Here is a 19,415-nt window from a genome sequence, read left to right as displayed (position 1 = left end):
GTCACAGAGATCGCGCTGCGGGCAAATGCGCTATCGATGGGCGTTCATCCCGGACGCGTCTGATGGCTAGAGTCCTTTGACCATGGAGATCAAGCGGCTGGCGGGGGCGCTGGGGGCGGAGGTGTTGGGGCTCGATTTGTCCAGAGGGATCGCTGACCGCGCCTTCGACGCCGTGCGCGACGCCCTCCATGAAAACGGGGTTATCTGCATCCGCGATCAGGGGGCGATGACCCCTCAAGACCAGCTTGCCTTTGCCGCCCGTTGGGGAGACATCTCGATCCATCCCTATGTGCCATCCATCGAGGGGTACCCGGGGATCATGAAGATCTACGACCCAAATCCCATCACCCAGACGTGGCACTCCGACTCGACCCACATGACCAATCCGCACGCCTACACTCTGCTGCTGGCCCGGATCTTGCCCGCCGTGGGCGCTGACACGATGTTTGCCAGCGCCGTCAAGGCGTTCGAGTCCCTGTCACCCGGATTGCAGGCCATGCTCCGTACCCTTTTCGCCGTTCACGAGGGCACCAGTCTGGCCGCCGATGCCGGCTTGGACCACGAAGCGGTGGTGGCTGTCCACCCGGTGGTAAGGGCTCATCCCGACACCGGTGCCGAAGCGCTGTTTGTCAACGACAACTACGTGACCCGCATCGACGGATGGACGCCAGAGGAGAGCCAACCCTTGTTGGAATATCTCTACGGTGAAATCGGGCTCTACGAGAACACCTATCGACACCGTTGGCGCGACGGCGACCTGGTGATCTGGGACAACCGGTCTACCCAACATGCCGTCGTCGGGGATGTGACCGGCGAGGAGCGAGTGCTCCACCGGGTCACCATCGCCGGCTAGCTGATCACGCGGTCAACCGGGCTAGCCGATCCATGTGCTCGGCGGTTGAGCCTCCCCGGGCCTGGACCGCCCAGGCTCGGCGAGTGAACGGTGCGAGATAGTGGTCGTCGTAGTACCCGTCGGCGCCGTGCAGCTGATGGGCACCGGCCAGAACATCGAGCAAGGACTCGTTGGCCGTAACTTTGGCCGCGGACGCCAAGTAGTCGCGCTGGGGGCCAGCGGGGGCGAGGGCGGCCTCAACCGCGGTCAGCTCCATAGCCTCGACCGCCATGGCCATGTCCGCGAAGCGATGGCGGGCCGCCTGGAAGTCTCCCACCTGCTTCCCGTACAACGGCCGCCGGAGCGCGTGCCGGGCGGTCAAAGCCAAGACTTGACGGGCCTGTACCGCCTGTTCGGCGAATGCGGAGAGAACAGGGTCATCGGAGACAGCAGCCGGGGCAGCGGCCACAGTCAGGTCGCGGTTCAACAGCTCAGACGCAATCATGTCCTGGTGGGTCTCGTTCGCTCCGACCGACAAGGTGGGGTGAATGGCCTCAAGGGCGTTATAGGCATACGGGGGACCGTTCTCGAACATCGGAGTCCAATCGGTTTCACCCTGGCCCGCACCAGATCGGGCCGTGCGGGCGATGTCCTGGAGAAGCTCGGTAGATGCCACCTTCACCACCGATGCCTCATAGCCGACAGGCTGGCCAGACTCCTCGTAGTCGATCAGCCGCTGGCCGAAGGCGCGGACTCGAGCGGCGGCCGCGTGCAGCCTGGCCCGCTCCGGCGGGGAGACTCCCGCAGGTAGCCGCGACAACCACTGCTCGGCCCACCCGTAGTGGGCCAAAGAGCCTCGTTCCGCGGCTACCGCGGCCATCACCTGCGACCATCCCTCGCCAACCTGGCCCAGCACGCAGTCGTCATCGAGTCGCACTCGGCGAAGGTCGATCTCGCCGAGAGTCCAGCGGTTGATTGTAGACCTCCGCTTGATCTCGACTCCGGGCGCATCCAGGGGAACCAAGAACATAGTCATCGAAGACCGGGGGCTGCCTTTGGGATCCGTAACGGCCAACACCACCGCCACATCGGCCTTATGGGCACCGGTTATGTGCGATTTGGCTCCCGAAAGCACCCAGCCGCCAAAGTCCTTCACTCCGGTGGTGGAAATGGCCGCGAGGTCGTTGCCGGCACCGGCTTCGCTATATGCGATGGCGCCCATGATCTCTCCCGAGACCATGGGCGCTAGCCATTGGTCCTTCTGGGCCTGGCTCCCAAAGCGTGATAGCACAAACCCGCACAGTGTCACGCCGGTGTCGATGGACGGTGCCCCGTGGAAGGCGGCCTCCAGGTCGTACACATGCTTCCAGGCTCGAGATCGGCCTTGGCCGCCGTCGGCCACCGGCAATGCGACGGCCAGCATGCCCAGGTTAGCTGCCTCCTTCTGGTGGCGCCGCTCGAAGTCCAGATCGAGGCCGGTCAGATCGGTGGGATCGACGTGCTCGGCCACGTTGTCCGAGGCCATCTCGGCGGCCAAGAATTCTCTGACCTCACGGCACCACTCGGCCAGCTCTGGGACTAGCCGGAGTTCAGTCAGCCGCATCGCCTGGCAGGAGCCTTTAGCAACCGGTTCAACAGTCGGCGCAATGCCCGTGAAGGTCAAGACTGTGCTGAGTGGGGGTGAACCCGGTTTGGGCCGCGATCTCGCTCAGGCTCTTGTCAACCATATGCTCGACCTCGCTGTCGAAGTGAATGTCTTCGATGCTGCCGCAGCTGATGCAGATGAGGTGGTGGTGGTGACCCAGCAACGGTTCGGCTAGTTCGAAGTAAGCGTGATCACCCCCGGCCTTGATCCGCCGGATGACCCCGCAGCGAACCAAGACGTCCAGGTTGCGATAGGCCGAGCTTTGGGCCAACTTCGGATCTGCCGCCACGATGTCTGGCAGCGTCACTGGTTGGCCTGTGAGGGCTAGGACTTCCACCAGATCCTGTCGGCCGCTGGTATACCGATGGCCTTGCTGGGCCAACTTGCCACCGATTTGGGCATGCAGCTCGGAGAGGAGATCGCTGTCTTCAGCGCCCTGTTGCGGTTGCCCAGGCATTGGTGTTCCCTACTTTAACAATGTCGCGACTTTAACAATGTCGCGGCATCCATCAGGTGCAAGCATTTCGGACATCGGCTGTCAGCGTCCACGGCGGGCGCACCGGCATTTCCACCAGTACCTACAGCCATCGCACACCAGCAAGGGCACGACGAATACGACTCCCACAATCGTAAAGAGCTGGCCAACGATGTAAAGCGCGTGGACTATAGCTGCCATATGTTCCTTTCTCCCCGGAGCACCTCTCCGCAAGAGCTCGATGAGCGTGATCTCGGTGGTTTGTTTGTCACTGACATCCAATACACAATAGAGTGACAGGAATGAGAACTATTATCACTTTTAAGGCGGTGGCTTACAAGTTCGGGTGTTTGCTAGCTGCACTGGCCCTGGTAGCTGGGGGCTGTGGGGAAGATGATTCTGATAGTGGCGGTGCCCCGACGGTGATGCCCACTGAGAGTGGTGGTGTCCCTTTGGTGATGGCCACGACTTCCATTTGGGGCGACGTCCTGGCCAACGTGGTATGTGACGGGGCGGCGGTGGTGGAGACGCTCATTCCTCATGGGGGCGACCCGCATACTTTCCAGCCGTCGTTGCAAGATCGGGGTCGCATGGAGAACGCCGCAATGATCGTTGCGAACGGTTTGGGTCTCGAAGAAGGCTTGGAAGACACGATTGATGCTGTGGAGGAGGCTGGTACCCCGGTATTTCGCATGACCGACCACGTTTCAACAATTGAGTTCTCCATGACGACCGAGCACGACGAGCACGAAGACGACCACGACGACCACGACGAGCACGAAGACGACCACGAAGACCACGACGAGCACGAAGACGACCACGACGACCACGACGAGCACGAAGACGACCACGAAGACCACGACGAGCACGAAGACGACCACGAAGACCACGACGAGCACGACGACGACCACGAAGACCACGACGAGCACGACGACGACCACGATGAGCACGAGGAACACGACGATCACGACGAGCACGAAGACGATCACGACGACCACGACGAGCACGAGGGCCACGAAGATCACGACGAGCACGACGACCATGGCCATGACCACAGCGGTGATGACCCCCATGTCTGGTTCGACCCGATCCGGGTGGCCGAAGCTCTACCTGCACTCAGACAAGCCTTGGCTACTGAAGCGGGGTTGGATGCCGGCGCACTCGATCACTGCGTCGCGGAATACCGCACCGAGCTCATGGCCATTGATGCCGAGATCGAGGAGATCCTGGCGCCTCTGCATCCTGAAGATCGCCTGTTGATCACCAACCACGATGCCCTCGGCTATTTCGCTGAGAGCTACGGGTTCCGACTGGTGGGGACGGTCATCCCTGGGGGTTCCACTATGGACACAAGCAGCCCCGCGGAGCTCCAAGAATTGGTTGAACTGATCGAAGAGACCGGTGTGGCTGCCATCTTCTCAGAGACGACGCACAGCTCAGATGAGGCTGAAGCTCTCGGCCGAGAAGCTGGTGTGCAGGTGGTTTCCTTGAATACCGGTGCGCTCGGTCCAGTCGGTAGCAGCGGTGATACCTACATTGGGTTTCTTCGCACAAACGCCGAGAGAATTGCCGAAAGCCTCGGCTAACAAATTCGCTCGGCAAGCTGTTCTAGGGTTCGGCTTGTGGAATTTTTGACCAATCCATTCGACTGGTGGATCGAGCCCTTTACCGTCAACGTCTTTATGCGAAACGCGCTGTGGTCGGGGCTGTTGGCAGTGCTAGCAACCTCCACAGTTGGCACTTGGGTAGTGCTTCGAGGGTTAAGCTTCTTAGGAGAGGCTTTGGCCCACGGGGTCCTGCCCGGCCTGGCCATCGCTTTCATCATCGGAGGGGACACTACGATCGGGGCGCTGATCGCCGCGTTGGTAATGGTCACCGGAATCAATCTCATCCGCAACCGCTCGCCGCTGCCGGTTGACACCTCGATCGGGTTGCTCTACGTGGGTTTCTTGGCCTTGGCGGTTGTGATCATGTCCAGCAGTTCGGGGGCGTATTCCGGCGATCTCAACCGGTTCCTATTCGGCTCCATAACCGGCGTCACCGACAACGACCTCATTCGCCAGTTAATCATTGCCGGAGTCGTGTTGCTGGGAGTCGTGATCTTTCACCGGGCGTTCTTGGTGATGACCTTCGATGAGGCCCAGGCTCGGCTGTTGGGCCTCCGACCCCGCCTAGCCCACGCCACTCTGCTGGCGCTCTTGGCCATAGCCATAGTGGCGTCGTTCCAGGCGGTGGGGAATCTGCTGGTGTTCGCTTTCTTGGTGGCTCCGCCGTCCGCAGCGGCCATATTGGTCCGCCGTATTCCGTTCATCATGGTCACCGCAGTCATTCTCGGCTCTTTGGCGGTGGTGGTCGGGCTGCTCATCAGCTACCACCACGACACTGCGGCGGGCGCAACTATGGCCTTGGGCACGGTGGTGCTGTTCTTGGCCGCCTTGACGGTCCGGTCTATTGCCGGGCTTTACAACGTCCGTATGGCTTCATGAAGCCTGCGCAAAATCCGACATCCCAACGCATGCGACCTGTGGAAGGTCACTTATCCCCGTGGCCCCTCAGTGGGAGTGCGTGAGGAAGCTGGCCAGTTTGGACTTCTTGCGGATTTCCCGCTCCGTCGCCATCAGGTGGTCGACGTGGTGGTTCTCCTGGTCGCAGCCCACTACTGAATGCTCAAGCTGGATGGTGGTGTGATGGATCCCGTGGCGCTTCACGATCTCGCGGATGCTGCGGAGCTGGTTGTCCGAATCAAGTACGTCCACAGCGGGATCGGCCAACACATGGGCGGTCATCGACAGATAGCCCGATGAGATCGTCCTCACGTGGACATCGTGGACGATGGTCACCCCGTCCAATTCCTCGATTTCGTGGCACAGCTTGTAGACGTCCACGTTCTCAGGGGTGCCATCGATCAGCACGTGGAAGACCTCGGATACCCGGCGATGCGATGCCGGTCGGTCAGCCGCCCACATTTCGAACAGAGCCAAACCGATGGCTGCACTGTCGGTGAGCATGTGTCCGGCATCGGAGATGAGCGCCAAGCTGCCCGACGCGAAACCGCCGATCACCTCGATCACCATGAAAGTGGTGGTCAGGGTGACCGCCGTAATCAGGCTCTTGCGGCTGGCTTCCCGTAAGTCGTGATGATGATGGTGGTCATGGTCATGGCCGTGGTGATCGTGCCCGTGATCGTGGGCATGTTCGTGGTTGTGATCGTGGTCGTGGCCGCAATCCTAATCGTGGTCATGACCATGGCCATGACCAGTTTTGTCCACTAGGCCGCTATACAGCACTCGTCGGTGTGGACGTGTACCGGGATATCGCAGTGATCTTCAAAGCCTCGCCTGCTTGCTAGGCCATCGACACAGTGGCAGTCCCGGCCAGCACTGGGTGGGTGCCGTCGCGGGCCAGCCAGACGTCGCAGTCGACGGTTCCGTCGTCGCCGACCGCGGTGATCGTGCCGCCCGCCTCCAACCGATCGCCGGCGAACACGTTGTCGAGGAATCGCACCCGAATCTGCTGTATGCGCTCAGCACCGCCGGCCCAGTCGCCCAGCATGTTCATCACATAGCCCAGGTTGTTGGGGCCTTGATTCACCGGCTGGTCGCCCATGCCCAGCTCCTTTACGGTGGCAACATCCCAGTGGATGGGGTTGGAGTCGGCCAGCAGGGCGGCCATCGTCTTCATCTTCTCGGCATCTACCGCCTCGATTGCCAGACGGGGAAGCTCGTCACCCACTGATGGACTTGGGATCGCAGTCATTAGGGCCTCCGGGGAAAGATAAAGGAGTTGGACACAACCGAGGAAACCTCACCACCGGGGGCGACGACCTCGAGTCGAAAGGCCACGATGTCAAAGGTCCCGGTGCGTTCACCTTGCTTGCGGACTGCGCTGGTGATCTCTCCCCGCACGGTGTAGGTGGCACCGATCTCCAGGGGGTGCAATTGCTGGATGTCGCATTCGCCGAACATGGGGCCATCGTCGGCTGACGCGTAGCAGAGGGTGAACATCTCGTCGATGGATATGCCCAGGCCGGCCATGGCCGCGTAGTAGCAGAACATCGGATGGGCGATGCCGTCCGTTCGCTGCGGCGCGCCGATGACATCGTTGGTCAGCCAAACCCGCCAGGGTTCCAAGTCGTAGGTACCACCCGGGAACTGCCTTCCCACCAGGGATTCCAATTCATCGATGGACGGAGATTGTGTCGTCGATGTCATCTCATCACCACCGGCAGGCTTCGGGGATAGCCGGATGGTCGGGGGCGGGGTACTTGCGATGCAGGGGTTGCACCACCTCCTCGCCGAAGCGCTGGATCTGCTCACGGGTGGCCTCGAAGGAGGGCCCGGTGACCATGCGGAACTGCACGGTGAAATACTGCACGCCCAGCTCCTCGTGGTACTGCTCCAAACGCTCCCGGCACTGTGCGGGGGAGCCCACCACGATGTGCTCTCGGGCCGATTCGGTGGTGATCTTCTCCGGAGAGTCGAACTCGGGGTGGTGGGCCAGGATGCCCTGCTCGCAGTAAAAGCGCATCTCAGGTACATAGTGGCTGCCGTACTGCTCAGCGGCCTGCTCGAAGGTGTCGGCCACCCACGCCTTGCGCATCAACACGATGAACGGCTCCTTGCCGTGTTCGATGGCTTTGGCGCGGTAGGCGCCGGCCTGCTGGTCCCAGACTTCTTTGAGAATGGGGAAGTCGTCGCAGGTCCACGACTCGGCGTAGACCCCGCACCGCTCGATGGCCGCGGGCAGCTGGCCGCCTCCCCAGAAGGGGAACCGGGGCTGCTGGTATGAATTGGGGGACAGCAGCCCGTCGTTCACCTGGTAGAAGTCGCCGTTCCAGCTGAAACGCTCGCCCTTGGATTGCAGCGCCTTGTCGATGATGGCCACGTTCTCCAGATAACGGCCCAGCATCCGCTCGGGGGGAACCCCGAACTGTCCCCAGTAGCCGGCGTGGAAACCCCGGCCCCAGGTCATGTACAGCCGACCCCTGGAGATGTTGTCGATGATGGCGCACTGCTCGGCCACATCCATGGGGTGGTAGAGGGTGTTCACCAGGCAGTAAGAGCCGATGGCCACTCGGTTGGTCTCCCGGGCCAGGATCATCAGCAGGTTCAGCGGCGAACCGAAATACGACTCGGTGCGGCCGTGACGGTCGGGCACTTGGATGGAGTGGAAGCCGGACTGCTCGGCCACGATCCCCTCTTCGATCATGGCGTCGAGGGCGTTGGCCGCGTTGTCGGGCTCAGGCAGGGGTTGGTCGTAGTATCCGTGGTTGGTGTCGATCAGATAGCCGATGCGCAAGGTGGACTCGCTTTCTGGGATCGGAAAGTCTATTCGCGTAGAAGCTAGTAGCCGCCGCTGGGTCGGCGTACGCTGAGCCGCCGGGAACCAGAGTCGGGCAGAGGAGCGCACTGTGGCCATTCATACTGAGATCGATGAGCAGGGCGTCGCGGTTGTCACCATGGACAATCCGCCGGTCAACGCCTTGAACATCGCCGACACCTACCGGCTGGCGGAGATATTCCGGGGCTACAAGCACGACTCAAACGTGCGGGTCGCCATCTTGACCGCAGAGGGCCGGGGTTTCAACGCCGGGGTGGACATCAAGGAAATGCAGGCCATGGAGGGGTTCGAAGGGGTCTTGGGCACCGGAGACGCCTGCTACGAGGCCTTCGGGGCGGTATACGACTGCGCTGTGCCAGTGATTGCCGCCGTGCAGGACTTCTGCTTGGGCCTGGGCATCGGCCTGGCCGGAAACTGCGACTTGGTGGTGGCCGCGGAGGGGGTCAAGTTCTCCATGCCGGAGGTGGACAACGGCGCCCTAGGGGCTGCCACCCACACGGCCCGGTTGGTGCCGGAAAAGGTCATGCGCTGGATGATGTACAGCTGTGAGCCGGTGGGCGCCGAGGATCTTCACCGGTGGGGGACTGTGCTCAGCGTGGTGCCCGGCGACCAGCTCATGGACGAGGCCCGCCGGGTAGCCGGGGTGATCTCGGCCAAGCCCCCCGGAGTGGTCCGCAAGGCCAAGTGGTCGATCAACGGGATCGACCCAGTGGACGTGCACCGCAGCTACCGCTTCGAGCAGGGGTTCACCTATGAACTGAACCTCATGGGAGAGGGTGAAAAGGCGCGTGAGGCATTCGTCCGTGGCGAGCGGGAGTCGAACAAAGCCGCCCAATAATGGTCGACACGGTCATCGTGGGTGGGGGCTCGGCGGGGTCGGTGTTGGCTGCCCGGTTGTCGGAGGATCCCGCCCGACAGGTGTTGCTCGTAGAGGCCGGTCCCGACCACGGGACGCGGATTCCGCCAGAGTTGGCCGACATCACGGTGTCGTCTCATCCCCGCCACGACTGGGGCGATGAGGTGAGGCTGCCCGGGGGAAGGTCTCAGCCCTATCCCCGGGGGCGGGTGCTCGGAGGCAGTTCCGCGGTTAACGGCGGCATCGCAGTAAGGGCCATGCCCGCAGATTTCGATGCTTGGGGCTTTGAAGAATGGCGCTGGGAAAAGATGCTGAGCAGCTTCCGGCGGTTGGAGTCCGATCCCGACGGTGAAGCCCAATGGCATGGCCGGGACGGCCCTCTGCCCATCGCCCGAACGTCCGAGCCAGAGCTCAACCCGGTGCATGCCGTGTTCTACGAGGCTTGCCAGAGCGCCGGCCACCGCTACATCGACGACCACAATGCCCCGGACTCCTTCGGTGTCGGACCGCTTCCCCGCAACCGCCGTGGTCTCCAGCGGGTGTCGACCGCCGACGCCTATCTGACCTCTGAGGTGAGAGGTCGCCCGAACCTGGAGGTGCGAGGCGATTGCCTGGCAATGGCGCTGTGTTGGAGCGGCAACCGGGTTATCGGAGTGGACACAGTGGTCGATGGCCAGCCGGAGACAATTCCCGCTGCGGAGGTGATAGTGGCCGCGGGCGTGGTCCAGTCGCCGATGTTGTTGTGGCGCTCCGGTATCGGGCCGGCGTCGGAACTGGCCGGCCTGGGCGTTCCTGTTCTCGTCGACCTCCCGGGCGTGGGGGCCAATTTCTCCGATCACCCGGCTGTCTATCTGTTCGCGGCGCCCAGACCGCAGATGGTGTCACCCGAAGATATGACGATTCAGACCCTGCTGCGCTTCACCAGCTCGACGGGCCCCGTCAACGACCTTCAGCTCTTCCCTGTGGGGACGATCGACCTTTCGGCCAGTCCCCGGCGACAAGCCGAGGCGGGAGGTCTGGACACTGTTTTCGCTTTCAACGCTGCCCTCCAACGGGTGGAAATCCGGGGATCGGTCCGGCCGGTTTCCACCGACCCCGTAGACCCACCGGTCATCACCTACCCCTTCTTGGCCCACACGCCCGATCTCGTGCGTCTGGTTGAGGCCTTCGAGTTGGGTTTGGATCTGCTGTTGTCGCCCGCCTACCGGACGGTGTCTACGGGCCCGATCTACCTCCCCGACGGTCTCGACCGAGAGGGTCTGCTGGCCCATGTGTTCGCCAACCATGTGGCCTTCTACCACGGGGCGGGTACGTGCGCGATGGGCTCGGCCGATGACCCGGCCGCGGTGGTCGGCCCCCGCGGTCAGGTGTGGGGAACTGAGGGGTTGCGGGTTTGCGACGCCTCCATCATGCCGGAGACCCCGAGGGCGAACACCAACCTGAACGTCATCGCCGTGGCTGAGCGGATGGCTGAGCTGGTCTAGTGGTGTGTCGCCTAGGCAGCGTGCCTGGTCAGACCCAGCATGTCCTCGGGAGAGGTGTGGCTGAAGCCGAGCGACTCAGCTACGGCTGGCTCGGTGATCTGCCCTCGGCAGACCGACAGGCCGGCCCGTAGTCCAGCATCAGAACGCATGGCCTCTGTGGGCCCCAGATCGGCCAGCTTCACTATGTAGGGGAGCGTGGCGTTCTCCAGAGCGAACGTGGACGTCCGGGGTACTGCGCCGGGCATGTTGGCCACGCAGTAGTGAACCACGTCGTAAGCCAGAAAGGTGGGGCTGGCGTGCGTGGTGGGCCTAGAAGTCTCGATGCAGCCGCCCTGGTCGATGGCCACATCCACCACCGCCGAGCGAGGCCGCATCATCTTGATCATCTCGGCGGTGACCAGGCGCGGGGCTCGTGCCCCTCGGATGAGGACTGCTCCGATCACCAAGTCGGCACCGAGAACCGCCTCTTCCAGGGCGCCGCCGCTGGAGTGCAAGGTGTGCAACGCCGAGCTGTACCTGGAGCTCAGGCCCTCCAACACTTCGACGTCCCGGTCGATCACCGTCACATCGGCGCCGAGGCCGACGGCCATCTGCACGGCGTTGCGTCCGACGACGCCTCCGCCGAGGATCACTGCCTTTGCCGGTGCCACGCCGGGGACACCACCCAGCAACACGCCCCGTCCGCCTTGCGAGGATTCCAAGCAGTGGGCCCCAGCCTGAATCGACATTCGCCCGGCCACCTGCGACATGGGCGCCAACAAGGGCAAACCTCCATTGGGCCCAACCACCGATTCGTAGGCGATGGCCGTGACTCCCCGTTCGGCCAATTCCGCAGTCTGCACTGCGTCTGCGGCCAGGTGCAGATAGGTGAAGATCACTTGGTCGTCTCTGAGGCGGGCTCGCTCCTCGGCCTGGGGTTCTTTGACCTTCACAATCATCTCAGCCTGGTCGAACACCATTGCGGCGGAATCGGCAATGCGCGCGCCGTGAGCGACATACTCCTCGTCGGTGAAGCCTGCCCCTGCGCCGCCCCCGCTCTCCACGATCACCTGATGACCACGGCTTACCAGTTCGGTGGCACCACCGGGAGTCAAGGCCACTCGACGCTCTTCGCTCTTTATTTCCTTCGGAACCCCAATTCGCATCCCATGCCTCCGCCGCGATTCGATGACAGATGACATTATACTCGCGCTATAGATGAAGATATCTTGAATTTTCTCTGCGATTCGATTCTAATTTGAATAGATTATTCGTATATTACTCTATTGACGAATAGAATATGTCTCCTCGATTACCCAGTGATTCTGGCTGCACCAAGGAGGAGTCATGCCCATGAGCGACTTGAATTCCATCGACCGGTCCATTCTCAACGAGCTACAGGGAGATGCCCGCATGTCCAACGCTGAGTTGGCCGAGCGAGTGGGGTTGTCGCCCTCGGCCTGCTATCGCCGGGTCCGCCGCCTAGAGGCCGAAGGGGTGATCGCCGGGTACGTGATGATCGTCGATCCGCAAGCCATCAACCGCTCCCTCGACGTGTTCGTGGAGATCTCCTTGGTGAGTCAGAGCGAGGCGAACCTGCGCCAGTTCGAAAAGGAGGTGGTGGAATGCCCAGAGGTCATGTCCTGCCACTTGATGGCCGGTGATGCCGACTATCTGCTCCACCTCGCAGTGGCCGATCAGCGCGATTTTGAGCGGATCCACAACCAGTACTTGTCCCGCTTCAGCGGGGTTGGACGCCTCCGGTCGAGTTTCGCCATCCGCTCAATATGGGATACCACCCGCCACGAGCTTTAGGGTTTCGGCATGACTGCGGCCGCCCAACACGCTTACGACAGCTATGAATCCCTAGTGGAGGACTATTTCGCGAAGGGGTGGACTGACGGTCTGCCCGTCATGCCTCCCACCCCCGAAAAGGTGGCCGCGTTCTTGGAGCATGCCGGCCTCTTGGGGGATGAGGTTCTGGGCACGGTTCCCACTAGGGAGGTGACCTGCACTGCGGAGCAGGCTGCGGCCAATGCGGTGATGGCCGGCTGCCTTCCCGAGTATTTTCCCGCGGTTGTGGCCGCGGTGCGGGCTCACCTGCACCCCAAGGGCAACTGCCACTCCACCACTGGCACGCTCTCGGGGGCGGCCCAGGTGGTGATCATCAACGGGCCTGTTCGCAACGAGCTGGGTGTGGCCTCAGCCGCGGGCTGTTTCGGACCAGGATTCAGAGCCAACGCCACCATTGGGCGGGCGCTTCGACTGGTAATCCGCAATGTGTGCCGGGGCATACCCGGGTTCTTGGATCGGGCCAGCTATTCCACGCCGGCCCGCTACTCCTTTTGCTTCGGGGAGAACGAGGAGGCCTCCGACTGGGCGCCGCTCCACGTCCAGCGGGGTTTTGACGCAGAGCAGAGCGCGGTGACCGTCCACTCACTGATGAAGATGGTCGAGGCCACCGACTTCACCAGCCGCACTGCCGAGGGTGTGTGCGACACGCTTGTGGCGAATATACGGGCCAACGGCATCGCTGGGGACTCGTGGCTGGGCGAAGACGGCAACGTGGTGATCGTCATCGGCCATGAGCACCATCGCTTCTTCATCGCAGAGGGGTGGTCGAAGAGCGATATTCAGCAGTATCTGTGGCCCCGGCTCAATGCGCCCGCCACCAGCGCCACCGACCGCATGGCCCGCATCGGCAAACCCGAGGGTATCTTGATCGTGGCCGCAGGAGGCGCCGGCATGGGAGCAAGCTGGCTCTTGCTACCCCATCTCGCCCTCGCCATCACCGAGCCCATCTTCTAGTGCGCGCCAATAGGCTACTCTGAGAATATGACTGCCCTCATCGGCCTCGACCCCACGTCCGGCCCATTTGATCGCACCGACGACCACGATTTCTCCCCCCGGCCGGCCAGCTTGGACGGAGCGGTGGTCGCTCTGGTGGCCAACGGCCTCGGCGAAGGGGAGATCTTCTTGGACGCCCTGTACGACGAGTTGGCCAAGCTGAGCGATCCGCAAGCCCCGCTTAAGGTGGTGAAGAGCTCGGTGTCGATCCCGCCCGACCCGGGCGACTGGAGCCGGTTGACCGAGGAGGCAACCGTCGCCATCACCGGCTTCGGCGGTTGAGGCAGTTGCAGCGCCCGCAGTTTGCGGGATGCAGTGGAACTGGAGTGGGCTGGCGTTCCCAGCGTCGCCATCGTCCACGAGGAGATGAGGGGCTCAGCCCAGGCCATCGCCCGAGTGAGCGGATGTTCCGATTACGAGTTCCTCACCGTGGACTATCCGTGGGTTCCCATCGCCATCTGGTCGAAAGAGGAGTGCCTGGAATTAGCCGAGATCATGGCCCCCAAGGTCTTGGCTGCATTGACCGGGCAGAGCTAACCGCTATTTCACCGAAGCGGAGTTGGTTGAAGTAATAGCCAGCGCCCCGAAAACACCGATGGCGGCCACCCCCGCACCTAGCCAAAATGCGTTGGCAAAAGCCGCGCCCGTGACGTTCTCGCCTACGGCCAGCACCAAGACTTGGACCCCGGCCGCGGTGCCCAGACTGGTGAGCGTCTGGAACATTCCGGTTGCCGCCCCGAGACGGTCCATCGGAACTGCCCCCACTACCGATACCTGGTACGCGGGGCCGGCCACCCCCAGTCCTCCGCCGGCCAGCGCTAGGCCCAAAACCACTAGCACTACCGCGTGTACCAGCGCTCCGGCGGCAAAAGACACCATGGCCAACACCACCAGCACGCTTCCCAGGGTGGATGTCCACCGTTCGCCCCGAGTCGAGGTCAGCCGACCGCCCACCGGCGAGCTGAGGCTGAAGGAGATCAGCCGAACAACCAGGAACACGGTGGCCGCAGTGAGCGTGTACCCATAGCGCTCCTGCAAGAGCTGAGGGGCGAGGATGAACCCGCCCATATAGGCCGCGTTGGCCGTGGCTGAGGCCACTACCGGCCCGGCGTAATTGCGTCGGCGGAACCACTCAAGCGGGACCATCGGGTGAGCCGTGTGCCGCTCGATGGCCACAAACGTCCAAATGGTTACCGGCACGAGGGCCAAGAACGCCAGGGCCACCGGGTGGCCGAAACCCAGGTTGGCGCCCCGGTCCAGGGCCACCATCAAGGCGACCACCGCAGACACCAGGCTGAGCGCGCCCGCAATGTCTACTGGTTTGGCCTCGCCGGGCAGAGAAGGACGCACAACCATGGCTGCGGCGATCAAACCGATCGCCGCGACCGGCGTGTAGACCGCGAAGATCGCCCGCCATCCCAATGCGTCCACCAGGGCGCCGCCGGTGACCAAGCCGATGGCCGGACCTCCCACGGCGGCAAATTGGAACCAACCCATGGCTCGTGCTCGTTGGTTGACCGGAAAAGCAGCCATCAAGATAGCCATCCCGTTGGGGATCATCATGGCGCCACCCAGCCCGACCAACGCTCGAAAGCCGATGAAGCTAAGGGCATCCCAGGCCAGCCCGCACACTCCGGTTGCTGCCGTGAACACCGTCAGTCCGAGAATCAGCATCCGCCGGTGGCCCCATAAGTCGCCCAAAGTCCCGAATACCGTGGTCCCCGCGGCCAGGCCCAGGAACGGGGCGGATACCGCCCAAGAAAGCGTGGCGTTGGTGGTGCCCAGACTCTCCGAGATGTCCGACAAAGAGGCCCCGATGATCGTCATGGTGGAGCCGAACACCACCTGACCAGCGAGTAGGGTTACCAGCAGCCGCCAGGCGTACGCCGCATCGTGCGGCTGTTGATGAGTTGTTGGAGAGCTCAGTCTTTCAGCTCGATCAGGATTTCGTAGTAGGGCTCGGAGCCGGTGTTGACCGCGGCCTCGATGCCACCTTTAGTGATGTACATGGGCTGGCCAGGGATTACGTCGCCTTCTACCAGACCGGAGAACTCCCCGGCTGTGTCGGGCTCGAAGTCTCCCGCGATCTTGTCGCCCGATACCTGCACAAGCACGTAGTCGTGATCGTGACGGTGGAGATCGGACCGCTCGCCGGGATCGAGGCGCATCTCCCAAATTTTCACCCGATCGTTTTCCATCAACAGCTTGGTGGCCACATCGCCGAATACTCGCTCTTCGCTCATACCCGCATCGTAGGCTCACGGAATGGCCAGCGTAGAACGCCCAGGAGTGCGGTATGCCATGTCGGAGATCGACGATCAGGGAGAAGGACCGCGCCTGGCCCTGCTGGAGGCCATTCTCGACGGGCCCACCTTCGCCCGACTGGAGCGAATCGGAGTGGAGAGCGGCTGGAAGTGTGCCGATGTGGGGGCTGGTCGAGGGTCGGTTTCGAACTGGCTGCGAGATCGTGGTGCTGAGGTGATTTCGGCCGACATCATGCCCCGGTTCTTGAGCGGCCCCGATGTTCGCACGCATGACATCTGCGACGGCCCGGTGGAGGAATCGGCCTTCGACTTAGTGCACTGTCGCGCATTGCTGGCCCATGTATCCGACTTCGATGCGGCGGTTGACAACCTGGTGGGCTCGGTTAGACCGGGGGGATGGGTCATGGTCGCTGAGCCCGATTACGGAACCATGATGGAGTGCGACCCCGACCATCCCAGAGCAGAGGTGTTCCGTCGATTTCGGGAGCGATCGGCTGCTGGTACCCGTATGGACGCATTCGTTGGCCGTCGCGTCCACCAGGTGTTTGGTGACCGTCTAGAAGATGTGTCCTCAGAAGGGCTGACTGACATTGTGAGTGGTGGTTCACTGCGGGCCCGGTACCGCCGCTTCACCATGGAGGTGGCCCGCCCGCTCAGCGCTCGACGGGACGACTACGACGAAGCGGACTATGACGAACTGTTGGCCTGCTTTGACGATCCCACCTTCCGCTACATCGACTGCCTTTGGGTTGCTGTCTGGGGAAAGAGACCCGTGGGGTAGGCGCGTGCTAAGCCATCGGGATGGCTGAAGAACTCAATCACGATTTGCCCGATGGGATGACCGACTGGATCGCTGAGGCGGGTGGCGGCCGGATAACCCATCTGAAGCGCCACATCGCTCGGCGGGAGGCGTGGGTGGTAGATGTGACCCGCCCCGACGGATCGGTCGCCGAGTACTTCTTGCGCCTCGACCGTGAAGGAGACGGCAGCGGCACCCATTCGGTGAAGAGCGAGGCCAAAGTGCAAACTGCGCTGGTCGAGACCGGCATGAAGGTTCCTGCTATCTGTGCGTGGAATGAAGATCTCCAGGCCGCCCTCCACGAGCGGATGCCCGGGCGGGCCGACTTGGACAACGCCGGTCCTGAAGAGCAGGCCGCGGTGCTCGAGGACTTCATTCAGCAACTGGCGCTGCTCCACTCGTTGGACCCCGGCTCGTTGGGTCTCGATCACATGCCGGTGCCCGCTACCTCGGCCGAGTGTGCCTTGGGCGAGGTGGATTTTGTGGAGCGCTTTCTCGACGGCATGGTGACCGACCCGCTGTACACCTTCTCGCTCCAGTGGATCCGGAACAATGTACCGGAGCGCCTCGACCGGGTGAGCCTGTTGCAGGGAGACACTGGACCGGCCAATTTCATGTTCGAAGATGGGCAGGTGAGCGCCATCGTCGACTGGGAATGGGCTCATTTTGGAGATCCCATGGAGGACTTCGGCAACATCTGCACACGGGAGTTCTTCTGTCCTTCAACCCCGGACGAGGGACTTGGACCGGTCATTCGGCGCTACGAGGAGCTGTCTGGTTTCCCGGTACACCTCGACTCGGTGCGCTACTACCGGGTGCAGCAGTTTGTGCGATCGATCGTGTCGCTGGCCCGGATAACGGTGGTCAACGACCCCCAGATGCCCAACGGCATGAACTGGGCCTATCGCTACATCTGTGAGCGGGCCACCTGCGAGGCCCTAGCCGACGCCATGGGAATCGAATTGGAACGCCCCGAGCTGCCCGAGGTTGAGATGGCCAGCTCGCTAGAAGGGGTGGTCATTGCCAACCTGCGCGACGAGGTGCTGCCGGCGGTAGAGGGCGACTATCCCCGCCACCGGTTGGAGCACGCCACGCTGCTAGTCGAGTGCCTGGACCGACAGAAGCAGATCGGCCCGAAGTTGGGCGCCATCGAGTTGGATGAGATCGCCGCCCTCATTGGCCGCCGGTCCGACACGCTCGAAGATGGGCTGATGGATCTTGACAAGGCCATCCAAGACCAGGGAGCAGGAAACGAGGCCGATGTGCTCCGCTATCTGGCCCGCCGGGCCTGGCGCTTGGAGTATCTCTGGAAGCCGGTGGTGGACCTGTTCCCCGGCCGGACCTTCTCGAGGATCGACTAGCGCCGAGTCATCATCTCGATCGCCTGCACCAGATAGCCGTTGGGATCGGCCCGCTTGGCTTGGGCGGTCTCCAGCAGGGCGGCAGAGGCGAACCCCTCGAAATCGTGGTTGCCCAGTTTGGCGATCAGCGCCTTGGCCACATCCACCGGGTCCATGAACGCATCAGGGGGTTGGGGGAACGGGTCGTCGTTGCCCGGCTTCGGGGTGGAGAACTCGGTGGCGGTAGAGCCGGGGGTGAACAGGTGGGCACTTACGCCAGTCCCGGCCAGATCGAAATAGAGGCCCTCGGTGAACAGGTTGAGCGCGGCTTTGGCCGCGGCGTAGGCCCCGGTCCGAAAAGCCATCGACTGCGTGCCCATAGACGACACGTTCACGATGGTCCCCGAGTCCCGTTCCAGCATGTGAGGCAGAAGAGCCAGGGTGAGCCGGGCCGATCCGGTGAAGTTCACCGCCATCGTCTCGTCCAACTCCTCAGCCGTTAGCCGCTTCATCGACCGGCGCCGAGGGGCGCCTGCGTTGTTCACCAGCACATCGATGGGCCCCATCTCAGCCCAGGCCCGATCGGCGAACGGGGCCACACTGTCCAAGTCGGCTAGATCCAACATCCACCAGCAGCCATCGCCGCCGACATCTCGCACTTCGCCAAGAACCTGTTCGAGCCGGTCGCCCCGGCGAGCGGCCAAGCCCACATATGCCCCGCACCGGGCCAATTCAACCGCCAAGGCGGCCCCGATGCCCGAGGAGGCGCCAGTGATCAGCACTCGTTGGCCAGACGGATTCCAGCTCATCCTGCGGTCATACCGCCGTCGATACTAAGCACTGAGCCATGTATCCGGTGGCCATCGTCGGAGGCGACGTAGGCCACCAGAGAGGCGATGTCTTCGGCTTGGGCCATTCCCCGCATCCCCATGTACCGCCCCATCAACTCCATGTCGGGATTCTCGGGAAAGCCGAATGCGGCGGCCAGATTGGTGTCAACACCGCCGGGGGCGATGGCGTTGATCCTCATGCCGGTCTTCATCGTCTCCATGGCCATGGCCTTGGTCATCAGTACCACCGCTCCTTTGCTAGCGCAGTAGGGCACGGTGTAGGCCTGTCCCATCAATCCGGCATTGGAAGCGATGTTCACAATGCAGCCGTTCGATGACTCCAGGTGGGGGAGCGCGGCCTGAGACATCCAGAACACTCCTTCTACGTTCACACCCATGATCAGATCCCAGGTTTCCTGATCGACGTCGCCCACCCGATGGCCTCGGGCCACTCCGGCGACGTTGCACAGCACATCGAGGCGACCGTGTTCGGCCACCGCCGAGCTCATCAGCTCATAGCAGGCGTCCCTGCTGCACACGTCGGATACCGCGGTATGGAATGCGGCGTCCTCGCCCATCATTCCTGCGGTTTCCTCCAGCCCCGAGCCGTCGATGTCACTGCCGACGACGACAGCTCCTTCGCTGGCCAGTCGTACCGCGGTGGCCTGGCCTATTCCCGATCCTGCCCCGGTGACCAAAGCCACCTTCCCGGAAAATCTCATTT

22 protein-coding genes are annotated in these 19,415 nt (G+C 62.7%); 11 read left to right on the top strand and 11 right to left on the bottom strand.

Annotated elements, in window-relative coordinates; all coding sequences use genetic code 11:
- Positions 1-82: 82 nt before the first annotated feature.
- Complete coding sequence (locus ACOOGG_RS05760) at positions 83-853, top strand: TauD/TfdA dioxygenase family protein (protein WP_420433204.1); 771 nt, start codon at positions 83-85, stop codon at positions 851-853.
- A gap of 4 nt (positions 854-857) precedes the next feature.
- Here the strand turns inward: ACOOGG_RS05760 and ACOOGG_RS05755 are convergent, their stop codons facing one another.
- Positions 858-2,435 (bottom strand): acyl-CoA dehydrogenase family protein, encoded by a 1,578-nt coding sequence (locus tag ACOOGG_RS05755; protein ID WP_420433202.1) that lies wholly within the window; start codon positions 2,433-2,435, stop codon positions 858-860.
- A gap of 28 nt (positions 2,436-2,463) precedes the next feature.
- Positions 2,464-2,934: a Fur family transcriptional regulator gene (locus ACOOGG_RS05750; RefSeq protein ID WP_420433200.1), complete on the bottom strand. Its 471-nt coding sequence runs from the start codon at positions 2,932-2,934 to the stop codon at positions 2,464-2,466.
- Positions 2,935-3,254: 320 nt separating this feature from the next.
- On the opposite strand from ACOOGG_RS05750, the gene ACOOGG_RS05745 reads away from it, so the two are divergent.
- Both ACOOGG_RS05745 and ACOOGG_RS05740 read left to right on the top strand, forming a co-directional pair.
- Complete coding sequence (locus ACOOGG_RS05745; RefSeq protein WP_420433198.1) at positions 3,255-4,538, top strand: metal ABC transporter solute-binding protein, Zn/Mn family; 1,284 nt, start codon at positions 3,255-3,257, stop codon at positions 4,536-4,538.
- Between the two features lie 36 nt (positions 4,539-4,574).
- Positions 4,575-5,438: a metal ABC transporter permease gene (locus ACOOGG_RS05740; RefSeq protein ID WP_420433196.1), complete on the top strand. Its 864-nt coding sequence runs from the start codon at positions 4,575-4,577 to the stop codon at positions 5,436-5,438.
- A gap of 66 nt (positions 5,439-5,504) precedes the next feature.
- Here ACOOGG_RS05740 and ACOOGG_RS05735 read toward each other — a convergent pair whose 3' ends face one another.
- Complete coding sequence (locus ACOOGG_RS05735; RefSeq protein WP_420433392.1) at positions 5,505-6,056, bottom strand: cation transporter; 552 nt, start codon at positions 6,054-6,056, stop codon at positions 5,505-5,507.
- Positions 6,057-6,089: 33 nt separating this feature from the next.
- On the opposite strand from ACOOGG_RS05735, the gene ACOOGG_RS05730 reads away from it, so the two are divergent.
- Positions 6,090-6,224, top strand: coding sequence for a hypothetical protein (locus ACOOGG_RS05730; protein WP_420433194.1), 135 nt, complete (start codon positions 6,090-6,092; stop codon positions 6,222-6,224).
- A 73-nt stretch (positions 6,225-6,297) separates the two neighbouring features.
- On the opposite strand, the gene ACOOGG_RS05725 is transcribed toward ACOOGG_RS05730, so the two are convergent.
- From ACOOGG_RS05725 to ACOOGG_RS05715, 3 genes are read right to left on the bottom strand one after another with little or no spacing between them, the layout of a single operon-like run.
- Positions 6,298-6,708: a MaoC/PaaZ C-terminal domain-containing protein gene (locus tag ACOOGG_RS05725; protein WP_420433192.1), complete on the bottom strand. Its 411-nt coding sequence runs from the start codon at positions 6,706-6,708 to the stop codon at positions 6,298-6,300.
- A complete protein-coding gene (locus ACOOGG_RS05720) occupies positions 6,708-7,163 on the bottom strand; it encodes a hypothetical protein (RefSeq protein WP_420433190.1) in 456 nt (151 codons plus the stop codon). The genes ACOOGG_RS05725 and ACOOGG_RS05720 overlap by 1 nt, the downstream gene beginning before the upstream one ends.
- A gap of 4 nt (positions 7,164-7,167) precedes the next feature.
- Positions 7,168-8,250: an LLM class flavin-dependent oxidoreductase gene (locus ACOOGG_RS05715; RefSeq protein ID WP_420433188.1), complete on the bottom strand. Its 1,083-nt coding sequence runs from the start codon at positions 8,248-8,250 to the stop codon at positions 7,168-7,170.
- Between the two features lie 112 nt (positions 8,251-8,362).
- Here ACOOGG_RS05715 and ACOOGG_RS05710 point away from each other — a divergent pair, with 112 nt between their 5' ends.
- Positions 8,363-9,130: an enoyl-CoA hydratase family protein gene (locus ACOOGG_RS05710; RefSeq protein ID WP_420433186.1), complete on the top strand. Its 768-nt coding sequence runs from the start codon at positions 8,363-8,365 to the stop codon at positions 9,128-9,130.
- Positions 9,130-10,632, top strand: a complete 1,503-nt coding sequence (locus ACOOGG_RS05705; protein WP_420433184.1) for a GMC family oxidoreductase — start codon at positions 9,130-9,132, stop codon at positions 10,630-10,632. Before ACOOGG_RS05710 ends, ACOOGG_RS05705 begins: the two co-directional genes overlap by 1 nt.
- A gap of 11 nt (positions 10,633-10,643) precedes the next feature.
- On the opposite strand, the gene ald is transcribed toward ACOOGG_RS05705, so the two are convergent.
- Positions 10,644-11,777, bottom strand: coding sequence for an alanine dehydrogenase (gene ald / locus ACOOGG_RS05700; RefSeq protein WP_420433182.1), 1,134 nt, complete (start codon positions 11,775-11,777; stop codon positions 10,644-10,646).
- A gap of 187 nt (positions 11,778-11,964) precedes the next feature.
- On the opposite strand from ald, the gene ACOOGG_RS05695 reads away from it, so the two are divergent.
- The 3 genes from ACOOGG_RS05695 to ACOOGG_RS05685 are packed head-to-tail and all read left to right on the top strand — an operon-like array spanning position 11,965 to position 13,995.
- Complete coding sequence (locus ACOOGG_RS05695; protein ID WP_420433180.1) at positions 11,965-12,426, top strand: Lrp/AsnC family transcriptional regulator; 462 nt, start codon at positions 11,965-11,967, stop codon at positions 12,424-12,426.
- Between the two features lie 9 nt (positions 12,427-12,435).
- On the top strand, positions 12,436-13,419 hold the full coding sequence (locus tag ACOOGG_RS05690) for a hypothetical protein (RefSeq protein WP_420433178.1): 984 nt from the start codon (positions 12,436-12,438) through the stop codon (positions 13,417-13,419).
- Positions 13,420-13,446: 27 nt separating this feature from the next.
- Positions 13,447-13,995 (top strand): UGSC family (seleno)protein, encoded by a 549-nt coding sequence (locus ACOOGG_RS05685; RefSeq protein ID WP_420433176.1) that lies wholly within the window; start codon positions 13,447-13,449, stop codon positions 13,993-13,995.
- 3 nt (positions 13,996-13,998) lie between these two features.
- On the opposite strand, the gene ACOOGG_RS05680 is transcribed toward ACOOGG_RS05685, so the two are convergent.
- Positions 13,999-15,303, bottom strand: coding sequence for an MFS transporter (locus ACOOGG_RS05680; RefSeq protein ID WP_420433174.1), 1,305 nt, complete (start codon positions 15,301-15,303; stop codon positions 13,999-14,001).
- A gap of 77 nt (positions 15,304-15,380) precedes the next feature.
- Complete coding sequence (locus ACOOGG_RS05675) at positions 15,381-15,701, bottom strand: hypothetical protein (RefSeq protein ID WP_420433172.1); 321 nt, start codon at positions 15,699-15,701, stop codon at positions 15,381-15,383.
- Between the two features lie 22 nt (positions 15,702-15,723).
- Here ACOOGG_RS05675 and ACOOGG_RS05670 point away from each other — a divergent pair, with 22 nt between their 5' ends.
- A complete protein-coding gene (locus ACOOGG_RS05670) occupies positions 15,724-16,503 on the top strand; it encodes a class I SAM-dependent methyltransferase (protein ID WP_420433170.1) in 780 nt (259 codons plus the stop codon).
- Between the two features lie 20 nt (positions 16,504-16,523).
- Positions 16,524-17,882, top strand: a complete 1,359-nt coding sequence (locus ACOOGG_RS05665; RefSeq protein ID WP_420433168.1) for a phosphotransferase family protein — start codon at positions 16,524-16,526, stop codon at positions 17,880-17,882.
- Here the strand turns inward: ACOOGG_RS05665 and ACOOGG_RS05660 are convergent.
- Positions 17,879-18,670: an SDR family NAD(P)-dependent oxidoreductase gene (locus ACOOGG_RS05660; protein WP_420433166.1), complete on the bottom strand. Its 792-nt coding sequence runs from the start codon at positions 18,668-18,670 to the stop codon at positions 17,879-17,881. The two genes, ACOOGG_RS05665 and ACOOGG_RS05660, sit on opposite strands and share 4 nt — an antisense overlap.
- Positions 18,667-19,413: an SDR family NAD(P)-dependent oxidoreductase gene (locus ACOOGG_RS05655; RefSeq protein ID WP_420433164.1), complete on the bottom strand. Its 747-nt coding sequence runs from the start codon at positions 19,411-19,413 to the stop codon at positions 18,667-18,669. The genes ACOOGG_RS05660 and ACOOGG_RS05655 overlap by 4 nt, the downstream gene beginning before the upstream one ends.
- Between the last annotated feature and the right edge of the window lie 2 nt (positions 19,414-19,415).

Source organism: Candidatus Poriferisocius sp. (assembly GCF_965214065.1).
Lineage (GTDB): Bacteria > Actinomycetota > Acidimicrobiia > Acidimicrobiales > Bin134 > Poriferisocius.
Note: the sequence above shows the minus strand (reverse complement) of the source record. Positions and strands in the feature narration are given on the sequence as shown.